Genomic DNA, 9,219 nt, shown 5'->3' on the forward strand with positions numbered 1-9,219 from the left:
TGGACAGTTTGCGGGGCGCGGGCCATCTATCCTGCACAGGTTGAAGATCATCACACATGTGAAGAATGGAATCCGTCTGTGAAGCTGCCCCGGATCGCATCGGTCGTCGCCACCGCCGCGATGGCCCCGGCCGTCCTGCTGGCCTCGCCGGCCTTCGCCGCCGACGCGCCGTCGCCGGCCACGCCGGCTGCTCCGAGCGTGCCGGACCAGGGGGCCGAGGACCAGAAGCAGGCCGGGAAGCCTGCGGAGCCGGCTGCGGACAAGCCGACGCAGAAGCAGGCGGACGAGCCCGCGGACAAGCCGTCCGAGAACCCGGCCGAGGACCCCCGGGCCGCGAAGGACCGCGCCGCCATCCGGGCGATCCTCGCGGACCCGGCGAGCGGGCCCGGCGTACGCGAGGCGGCAGAGAAGGCGCTCAAGGGATCGGCCGCGGACATGCGGAAGTTCCTCGAGGTGGAGTGGGCCCGGCAGCAGTTCGACGACGACGCGGTACGGGTCTCGCAGATCATCAACGCCGGCGGCCGTGCCGTACAGAAGGCCGGCAACGCCGCCATGAAGACGGGCACCCAGGCCGCGCTGACCGAGTTCCTCGAGAACGGGCAGCACACGGCCCGCTTCGAGGACGACAGGGTCGAGCTGGCGCGGATGCTGGGCGGCGCGGGCCGCGGGATCACCGAGGAGGTCAGCCGGCTGCTGGACAGCGGGACGCGCGAGGAGGTCCGCGAGTTCGTCGCGCACGGGCAGCACAAGATCCGGGCCGTGGACGACCGGGTGGCGCTGTTCGCGATGCTCGACGGCGCCGGCCCGGGCCTCAAGGAGGGCATCGTCAACCTCCTGAAGGGCAACCCGACCCCGGCGGAGCTGCGCACCTTCGTGACGACCACGCAGCACGAGCTGCGCGACGACGACAACATGGTCCTGATCTGGGCGATGCTCGACAAGGCCGGCCCGGAGCTGAAGAAGGCCGCGATCATCGCGATCAACGGCACGCCCGCGGACCGCGCCGAGTTCCTGAAGACCGGGCAGTTCACGGCACGCGACAAGGACAAGGCCGCCGACGCGCTGACCGGCAAGACGGGCGCGGGCAAGGACGGCGGCGTCCAGCAGACGGTGGCCACCGTCACGACGTCGGGCGGCAACACCCACGTGACCGCGGCGGGCGGGTCCGCCGCGCTCGCGAGCACGGGCACCCAGACCGCCCTGATCGCGGGCGGCGGCGCCGCCGCGCTCGGCGCGGGCGCCGGCCTGCTCGTCGCCGGCCGCCGTCGCCGCAGGTCCGCGAAGGGCTGACCGACCGGCACCGCGTACGTACGCACGCACCCGTCCGGGTGCGACCGAACAGGGGGGCCGCCAAAGGCGACCCCCCTCCTTCTCGCCACACCTGCTCGTTCGCGGCCGGCTACGCGCTCTTGAACTCCTGGCGCTGACGGCCGAGGCCCTCGATCTCCAGCTCCACGACGTCACCGGCCCGCAGGTACGGCTTCTGCTCCGGCTGGCCCATGGCCACGCCCGCCGGGGTGCCGGTGACGATGACGTCGCCCGGGTACAGGGTCATGAACTGGCTCAGGTACCGGACGACCTCGCCGACCGGGAAGATCTGGTCGGCGGTGTTGCCGTCCTGCTTGAGCTCGCCGTTGACCCACAGCTTCACGTCCAGGACCTGCGGGTCCTCGACCTCGTCGGCGGTGACCAGCCACGGGCCCAGCGGGGTGAACGTCTCGCAGTTCTTGCCCTTGTCCCAGGTGCCGCCGCGCTCGATCTGGAACTCGCGCTCCGACACGTCGTTGACCAGCGTGTATCCGCCCACGTGCGCCAGGCCCTCCGCAGCGGAGGACAGGTAGCGGGCGGTGGCGCCGATGACGACGCCGAGCTCGGCCTCCCAGTCGGTCTTCACGCTGCCGCGCGGGATCAGCACGGTGTCGTCCGGGCCGACCACGGTGTCCGCGGCCTTGAGGAACAGGATGGGCTCGGCCGGCGGCTCCGCGCCGATCTCCGCCGCGTGCCCGAAGTAGTTCAGCCCGATGCCCACGACCTTGCCGATCCTGCCGACCGGCGCACCGATCCGCAGGCCCTCCGCGTCCAGCACCGGGAGGCCTCCGGCCGCCGCCGCGTCCCGTACCCGGGACAGCACGGAGTCGTCGGCGAGCAGGGCGCCGTCCACATCCGTGATCAGGCCGGACAGGTCGCGCAGGATCCCGTCCTGGTCGAGCAGCGCGGGACGCTCCGCTCCGACCGGTCCGACACGCAGCAGCTTCATGGGCATTCTCCCGTGGTCGTGGGTGGTCGGCCCATGGGCAAGCCCGGGCCTGCCGATGGGTTGCGGCCATCGGAGAATTGGTTGATCCTCCAAGATGGCCGCCCCATCCGCAAGACCCTGTTCACAGACTGGAACGCTCGCGCTCTTCGGCCGCCTCCTTGCGGTACTGGAGCCAGGCCCGCTCCGCCACGGACCAGGCGGTGGTGGTCACCAGGTACAGCCCGGCGGCCAGCGGCACCACGGCCGCCGTGATCAGCGTCCCGAACGAGAGCAGCGGCAGTACGCCGCCCAGCTTGCGCAGCATCTCCTGCTGCTCGGCGCTCACCTCGGCGGCGACCCCGGACGTGCCCTTCGCGCGGGAGACGGCCGCCACGGGAGCCGAAGCGGCCGCTGCCGCGGCCAGCGCTGCAGTACGCCGCCCCCGTACGGCGCTCCACGCGGCGACCGCCGCAATGACCACGAACAGCCCGAGGAAGACCAGCCCCTGCGCCCCGAGGAAGCCGCCGTCCCCGAGGGCATCGCTCCACCGGGCCCCGAGCGGGGCGGCGAACAGCCGATGGTCCAGCAGCTCCCCGGACGAGGAGAAGGCCCGGTACATGAGGAAGAACACCGGCAGCTGGAGCAGCACGGGCAGACACCCGGCCACCGGGGTCGCACCGCGGAACGCGGCCCGGTTCAGCGGATGCAGGGCGAGCCGTACGAGCACGGTGAACAGCACGATCGCGGCAGCGGTCGCGGACTCGGCCAGTACCGGCTCCAGGAACCGGCCCAGCTCGACAACAAGAGAGGTGAAAACGGACACGCGGGCCCTCCGAAGGGTCTCGTCAACGTCGAAAGAACTGCATTTCGGCGCGACGACCACGAGGGGCACGACGGCAAACCAAACAAGAAGGGAGCAGGTGCCCCTACGCGGCCGTCAGGACGAGACGTCCGGGCGCCCTGGGCCGCGACCGGCCCGAGGCATCGGGATCACGCTGCGGCAGGAACGCGGTGCGCTGCTCGCGATCACGTATCGCGGTGCGTATGCGGTGGGGCGGCACGGGCCGCACCAGCCGGGCGGCGAGGGCCGCGGCACCCGCGGCGACGGTGGCGGCGAGCGCGACCACGACGGCACCCAGCCCGCCCAGCCCGCCCTCCCCGGCGAACAACCCGAGGAACCCGAGGATCCCGGCGAGCAGGAGCAGGGACATCAGCAGCGGCATCACCAGCCGCCCACGTTCATGCCGAGCCATACAGCGCCCCCCTCCCGAGATCCGTACTCACCTCACCGCATACAAGAACGCGGACTATCTCCTCAGGGTTCCCCACACCACGAGCCGATATGTGGAGGTGTACTCGGGCGTGCAGGTGGTGAGCGTGATGTACGCGCCGGGCTCGCTGTACCCGTACTCCGGCCGGACGGTGCTGCGCGGCACGGGCGCGATCACCCCGGTGTCCCGCTCGCTGGTCTGCGCCAAGACCTTCCCCACCACGTACGTGTACCGCCGCCCCCGTACATCGACGATCAGCTCGTCCCCCGCCCGCAGCCGGTTGATGTAGCGGAACGGCTCGCCGTGGGTGTTGCGGTGCCCGGCGAGCGCGAAGTTCCCCTCCGCCCCGGGCTGTGCGGTCCCCGGGTAGTGCCCGGCGTACCCCTTGTCCAGCACGGCCCGCTTGTCGACCCCCTGCGCGACGGGCACGACGACACCGAGCCGCGGGATGCGCAGCACCCCGTACGCCGACTCCTGCACCGGCGCCGGCGCCGGCCCGGCAGCGGGCGGGGCGGGCGCGGCGGAGGCGACCGGCGCCCCGGACGCGGCAGCGGAAGCGGAACCCGAGGTCGACGCGGAAGGCTCCGGCGCCACCGAGGGATCGGAATCAACATCAACAGGGAGGGTCCACTCCCTCTCCAGTTCCCGGACCTGCTCGTGCGCGCCGGCGAGGGCCTGCCGGTTGGTCCACCACACCTGGTGCACCACCAGCAACAACACCACCACGCCTACGGTGACGGCCAGTTCGGCGGCGCCCCACAGCACCCCGGCAAGGCCGGCCCGCCCCCCGCGCCTGCCACCTCCCTGCACCACCACACGCATGTGATCCCGCACGGGCCGCACCTTAAGTCCTCCCCCGTCAACAGACCAGCCGCAGTACGGTGTGAACCATGCGCCCTGACACGCCTGCCGAGCACATCGCCGAAGCCGAGCGCCTCATCCGCACGGCGACCCGTTACCCCGAGGACCAGGAGCCTTTGCTCCTCCAGGCCGCGGCCCACCTCGAACTGGGTGACGCCCGGGACCGCGCCAGCGCGCTGTACGACCAGCTCCTCGCCGCCTCACCCGCCGACCCCCACCTGATCAAGGCGCTCCAGGCCGCGAACCTGTGGGAGTACGGCCACGAGCCCGAGGCCCGCGCCCTCATCCAGGGCATCCGCGCGGCGGCGCCCGCGGACCCGGCCCCCTGGGAGGTCATCGCGGAAGCCCTCGAGGCCCACGACGAGTTGACCACCTCGGAGGAGTGCTTCACCCAGGCGGCCACGCTCCTGATCACGGAGTCCGCGCCCCTGACCCCGGCCACCACGGCCCTCCTGACGGGACGCCATCGGGTCCGCCGCCTCCTCGGACTCCCGCACGACGACTGGGACATGGTCGCCGACACCCGCCACATCGGCCCGATCCCGCTGGACGAGCTCCATGACCCGAAGCGCATCTGGGCCCTCGGCTCCGACGACCCTGCCGAGCTCCGCGCCGAGATCGCCCGGCTCCGCGCCGAACTGGGCGACCGCCGCGCCGCGCTCTCCCGCCCGTTCCCGGTGGCGATCCTCCACTGGCCCCAGCGGGAACTGGCCGAGCTCCTCACCTCGTACCCCACCCTGGCGGCGGAGTACCCCTCGCACGAGGCGCACCTCGCGCACATCGAGTCGTCCCTGCGCGCCCTGGCCGCCTCGGGCACGACGAACCTCGGCATCGTGACGGCGAGCGTCCCCTCGTACGAGGCCTTCGCGGCATCGGAGAAGACCTCCCCGGCCTCCCCGTCCCTCCTCCCGGAGTACGCCACGACGCTGGCGGCCCGCGGCAAGGCCACCCCGTGGCCCCCCACCCCCACGTCCGGTTGCTGGTGCACCTCCGGCAAGCCGTATTCGGAGTGCCACGGGGGCTAGGACGCGCCTGCCCTGTCTGATCAATCAGTCGACCATCCCCCAGGCAGCAGCGGTGCTCGTTCCCTGCCAACCATCACCGCTCTGCCAAACCGCTGCGATCCCTTGGTCTTCCAAGTACGACGCGTACACCCCGATGTCCTCGGAGAACAGGGCTACGAGGTGGGGGGCGGCCAACTCGTTCTCCCGGTAAAGGAAGTAGCTGTACTCACGCAACTGCCCCACGGCTTCACGGACGGCGGCGGTGATGTTCCCGTTCCTGATGACCTTGGCTTCGACGAGCCACTCCGGGGCGCCGCCGTCGACCACATCGGCCAGCTCGAGGATCAGGTCCTTGGGGTGAATCCGCTGGTTCCTCGCGCCGTAGTCCCGGGTCTTTATGTACGCGACGAATTCCTCGATCAACAGCTCATGCTTCCGGCCCTTCATCTGCTGATGAGCTGCAATGTGCGCCACGTACTCGCCACTGTTCCCCGGTTTGAATGCAACCGCCGGTGACGCTGCGTTCTTCCGTTTCCGCTTCGGCTGCGGCTTCGAGGAGGCAGAGGCATCGTCACCGCCCTCTCGCGCGGCGCGCATGGCCGTGTCAGCCTCTGCCACCTGCTGGAGAAGAACCTCGGCCTCACGCAGGTCCTGCTGGAGTTGCTCCTCGGTGGGCAGTTCATCGATCCCGTACGTGCGGGCCACCACGCTCGCCGCTTCGTACGCCTCGGGACGGTTCCCCGAACCGAACGACGGACGGTGGTTCCACTCCTCGGCCAGGCTCGATGACAACGCCCCGTAAAGCTCATCGGCCTGTCGTTCGAGGTGCGCGTGGAAGGCCTTCTTTCCACTGATCCTTTCGCTCAAGTCGGTGACTCCTTGTTGAAGGGTCAGCGTCACGGACTTCAGATCCGTGCTGAAGATGTAGGCGAGGTACAAACCGATCTTGGGGTCCGTGTTGATCTTCAGGTCGAACACGCCGATCCATGGCGCCGTGGCCGCGCTCCCGTTGCCGCCGTACCCGGCAGCGCTCCAGCCTTCTGTCACCCCGAGATCGTCGCGGCTGGAGACACCGCGAAGTACCTGCTGACCAGGCACCTCTGCGCGCGTGCCGGCCTTCTGGTCGTAGGTGTGTGCAACCTCGAGAAGCAGATCCCGCATCGTCATGGCATGACGCTATGCAGCGACCGTCATCTGTCAAACATGACCGATCACATCCTGTCAAAACTGGCCGATTACGGGTCCCGAGGGAAGAGCTGCAGCTGTTGGTGGCCGCGGGCCTGGGCCGTGGGTGGGGTGGGGCGGGTGGTGGCCAGGGTGAGGAGGGTGCGGACGGCGGCGATGACCTGGGGTGGGGTGTCGCGGATCATCGACGGGGTTGCGCTGACCACCAGGATGCCGTGGGATTCCAGGCGCAGGCGGCGCAGGAGGGTGGCCTGCCAGGCGTCGCGGGTGTAGTGGTACTCCGCCGAGTCGATCTCCAGGGCCACGCCCTCGTCGGGCCAGTACGCGTCCGGGCTGGCCAGGAACGTGCCGTCCGGGGTGTACAGGCGGGCGTTCCACAGCGGGGTCGGGAGGTCCGTCGACGTGAGGGTGTCCCGGGCCAGGGCCTCGGCGATCGAGCGGACCCCGGCGACGAGTTCCGTCGCGGCGGCGCGGATCGCCGGGCGGGTGAGGAGACGGGCCGCGCGGAGCTCGGCGTGCAGGTCCTGCGGGTGGCACCAGCCGGCCTGGACGACATGGGCCAGGGTCGAGCGGATCCGCGCCGGATCCTCGGCCCGGGAGGCGAAGTCGGCCGCCGCACGCACCAGGCGGGTGCTCGGGACGCCGGACACCGCGATGGTGCGCGGCCAGCGCGCGGTGGCCAGCGGGCGGACCTCCGGGGTCCCGGTGAGCCGGCGCGGGGCGCGGACCAGGACGTCGGCCGGGGTGTACGGGACGTCGCGGATGCCGAGGAGGGCCAGGGCGGCGCCGCCGGTGAGGACGGCCGTGTCGCCGGACAGCGGGTCCGCGGCGGGCTCGGCGGCGTACAGGACGGCGGCGAGGGCGCGTTGGCGCTGGTCCGGGGGCCCGGTCTGCAGGAGGTAGACCCGGGGCAGTAAGCGCTGCCAGGGCCCGCCCGGGCGGGTGCGGGAGGTGATCGTGCCGTCCGGGATCCCGGACGCGGCGAGCTGGTGGCGGGTGGCCAGGTTGAGTTGCCTGCGCAGCAGCGGCTTCGGTGTGATCATGCCGCGGGTATGCCCGGCGTGATCGGCGGGACACCTCGGAGGGACACCTGCGGGGGCCACCTCCGCGGGACCCTTCTTTAGCGGCCCGGGTGGTCCGGGGACAGGAAGACGATCACCCCCGTCTGCGTGCCCGGCCGGGCGGTGACCTCGTGCCAGCCCAGGCGCCGGTACGTGGCCACCGTGTCGGTGGCCAGGCGGGAGGTCAGCAGCCAGGCCCGCCGGTCCGGGGCGTCGGCGGTGATCTCGGTGAGCAGGGCCCGGCCCGTGCCGTGGCCGCGCGCGTAGGGGCGTACGGCGAGCTCGTCTATCTCCAGCGCACCCGTCAGGAGTTCCCGCACCCGCTCCGAGCCCAGCTGCGCCGCGACCTGGGCGTACCCGCGGTCCTTGGGGAAGGACGCCGGGGTGAGCCAGCCCGTGGCGAAGCCGTCGATGCCGGCCGCGGACTGGGCGAGAGCCGTACGGAAACCACGGCGCCGGGCGTCGGCCTGGAGGCGGACCGCGAACTGGCGAATGGTTTCTTCGTCTTCGTTCCACGGCGGGGCGGAGAAGACGTCGGCATAGGCGTCGACCAGTTCGTCCGCGAGGTCGAGGACGGCCTGTCCGTAGCAGATCACGATGTCCGAGCTCCTCTTTTTCCCGTTTGGGATGGGAGAGTCAATTTATGCCGGTCCGGTTCCTGGAGCACGTATCGCACGGATGCGGCGAGTGTGCGACAAATCCCCTCCCCGCACTCCGTGTCGGGGGGACCCGCGGCGCGTTGAGCAGCCGTGGACAGACTGCTTCGGGCCACCGGCCGGTGCGTGCTCGCCTTCCTCCTCGTCCTGGGTGTGGTGGCGCTGCTGCCGCGCGCCGTCAAGGACGCCGTGCCGGACGGTGTGATCGGCGGGGCCGTGCTCGTCCTCGGGGCGCTGGGGGCCCGCCGGGTGGTCAAGCCCCCGCGTTAGCCTCGTAGCAGCACGAGTGAGATCAGCGAGACAGAGACAGTCAGATCAGACGACTTGAGGAGTTGGGCATGGCGCGCGTACCGAGTTCCGCAGTGGCGGCCGCCGGACTGGTCGGCGGGTACGCCGTCGCCCGGTGGACGAAGAAGCGTCCGCTGGGCGGTGTCGTACTCGGCGCCGCCGGGCTCGCCGCCGGGCGCGAATGGCACCGCCGCGGCGGCGCCCCCGCGGCTGCCGGGCTCGGCGCGCTGTACCTCGCCGGCTTCGCCGGTGCGCACCCGCTGGCCAAGAAGGTCGGGGCCTGGCCGGCCGCCCTCGGGGCCGCGGCTGTCGTGGCGACCGCCTCCTGGGTCGTCGCCGACCGCGACTGAGCCGGGCGCCGGGCCACACCGAGCCGGCTGCACCAGGCCGGCAGGGCGCCGACCCCGGCCCTGTGAGCCGGACCGGCCTGTGAGCCGGACCGGCCTGCGCGCCGAGCCGACGTACGCGGCGAGCCGTGCTGCACGCCGGACCGGCGTGCCTGCGGGGCCGGCCCGGGCGGGCCGCATCGGCCGGCGGACCTGGCCGGGCCTCCGCCCCGTCGGGCGGGGGGAGGAGCGGACCAGACCACCGCGCCTAAGCCCTCCACTGGGCTGCTCGCCTCACGTCTTTGGGACCCGGTGGGTTAGCCGTTCTTCC

At 71.7% G+C, this 9,219-nt stretch carries 11 protein-coding genes; 4 read left to right on the plus strand and 7 right to left on the minus strand.

Going from position 1 to position 9,219, the window contains the following annotated elements; all coding sequences use genetic code 11:
- The first annotated feature begins 78 nt into the window (after positions 1-78).
- Entirely contained in the window at positions 79-1,290 is a 1,212-nt protein-coding gene (locus tag ACZ49B_RS18830; protein ID WP_468306998.1) for an ALF repeat-containing protein, read from the plus strand.
- A gap of 109 nt (positions 1,291-1,399) precedes the next feature.
- On the opposite strand, the gene ACZ49B_RS18835 is transcribed toward ACZ49B_RS18830, so the two are convergent.
- The 4 genes from ACZ49B_RS18835 to ACZ49B_RS18850 form a co-directional block, all read right to left on the minus strand.
- Positions 1,400-2,257 (minus strand): fumarylacetoacetate hydrolase family protein, encoded by an 858-nt coding sequence (locus ACZ49B_RS18835; RefSeq protein ID WP_468307000.1) that lies wholly within the window; start codon positions 2,255-2,257, stop codon positions 1,400-1,402.
- 121 nt (positions 2,258-2,378) lie between these two features.
- Entirely contained in the window at positions 2,379-3,059 is a 681-nt protein-coding gene (locus ACZ49B_RS18840) for a YidC/Oxa1 family membrane protein insertase (protein ID WP_468307002.1), read from the minus strand.
- A 103-nt stretch (positions 3,060-3,162) separates the two neighbouring features.
- Positions 3,163-3,489: a DUF6412 domain-containing protein gene (locus ACZ49B_RS18845; protein WP_468307004.1), complete on the minus strand. Its 327-nt coding sequence runs from the start codon at positions 3,487-3,489 to the stop codon at positions 3,163-3,165.
- A 54-nt stretch (positions 3,490-3,543) separates the two neighbouring features.
- On the minus strand, positions 3,544-4,329 hold the full coding sequence (locus tag ACZ49B_RS18850; protein WP_468307256.1) for a class E sortase: 786 nt from the start codon (positions 4,327-4,329) through the stop codon (positions 3,544-3,546).
- 68 nt (positions 4,330-4,397) lie between these two features.
- Here ACZ49B_RS18850 and ACZ49B_RS18855 point away from each other — a divergent pair, with 68 nt between their 5' ends.
- Positions 4,398-5,393, plus strand: coding sequence for a hypothetical protein (locus ACZ49B_RS18855; RefSeq protein WP_468307007.1), 996 nt, complete (start codon positions 4,398-4,400; stop codon positions 5,391-5,393).
- A gap of 24 nt (positions 5,394-5,417) precedes the next feature.
- Here ACZ49B_RS18855 and ACZ49B_RS18860 read toward each other — a convergent pair whose 3' ends face one another.
- From ACZ49B_RS18860 to ACZ49B_RS18870, 3 genes are all read right to left on the minus strand, one after another.
- Positions 5,418-6,539 (minus strand): MrcB family domain-containing protein, encoded by a 1,122-nt coding sequence (locus ACZ49B_RS18860; RefSeq protein ID WP_468307009.1) that lies wholly within the window; start codon positions 6,537-6,539, stop codon positions 5,418-5,420.
- Between the two features lie 68 nt (positions 6,540-6,607).
- Complete coding sequence (locus ACZ49B_RS18865; RefSeq protein WP_468307012.1) at positions 6,608-7,600, minus strand: hypothetical protein; 993 nt, start codon at positions 7,598-7,600, stop codon at positions 6,608-6,610.
- Between the two features lie 77 nt (positions 7,601-7,677).
- Positions 7,678-8,214, minus strand: a complete 537-nt coding sequence (locus ACZ49B_RS18870; protein WP_468307013.1) for a GNAT family N-acetyltransferase — start codon at positions 8,212-8,214, stop codon at positions 7,678-7,680.
- Positions 8,215-8,367: 153 nt separating this feature from the next.
- On the opposite strand from ACZ49B_RS18870, the gene ACZ49B_RS18875 reads away from it, so the two are divergent.
- Positions 8,368-8,544 carry a hypothetical protein gene (locus tag ACZ49B_RS18875; RefSeq protein ID WP_266666706.1) on the plus strand — a complete coding sequence of 59 codons (177 nt, stop codon included), beginning with the start codon at positions 8,368-8,370 and terminating at the stop codon, positions 8,542-8,544.
- 68 nt (positions 8,545-8,612) lie between these two features.
- Entirely contained in the window at positions 8,613-8,912 is a 300-nt protein-coding gene (locus ACZ49B_RS18880; protein WP_468307016.1) for a hypothetical protein, read from the plus strand.
- Positions 8,913-9,219: the final 307 nt, after the last annotated feature.

It is taken from the genome of Streptomyces sp. NPDC031132 (genome assembly GCF_055570595.1).

Coding starts and splice junctions, on each gene's coding strand:
- ACZ49B_RS18880 (WP_468307016.1), top strand. CDS start 8,613: ATGGCGCGCGTACCGAGTTCCGCAGTGGCGGCCGCCGGACTGGTCGGC.
- ACZ49B_RS18865 (WP_468307012.1), bottom strand. CDS start 7,600: ATGATCACACCGAAGCCGCTGCTGCGCAGGCAACTCAACCTGGCCACC.
- ACZ49B_RS18860 (WP_468307009.1), bottom strand. CDS start 6,539: ATGACGATGCGGGATCTGCTTCTCGAGGTTGCACACACCTACGACCAG.
- ACZ49B_RS18835 (WP_468307000.1), bottom strand. CDS start 2,257: ATGAAGCTGCTGCGTGTCGGACCGGTCGGAGCGGAGCGTCCCGCGCTG.
- ACZ49B_RS18845 (WP_468307004.1), bottom strand. CDS start 3,489: ATGGCTCGGCATGAACGTGGGCGGCTGGTGATGCCGCTGCTGATGTCC.
- ACZ49B_RS18855 (WP_468307007.1), top strand. CDS start 4,398: ATGCGCCCTGACACGCCTGCCGAGCACATCGCCGAAGCCGAGCGCCTC.
- ACZ49B_RS18850 (WP_468307256.1), bottom strand. CDS start 4,329: ATGCGTGTGGTGGTGCAGGGAGGTGGCAGGCGCGGGGGGCGGGCCGGC.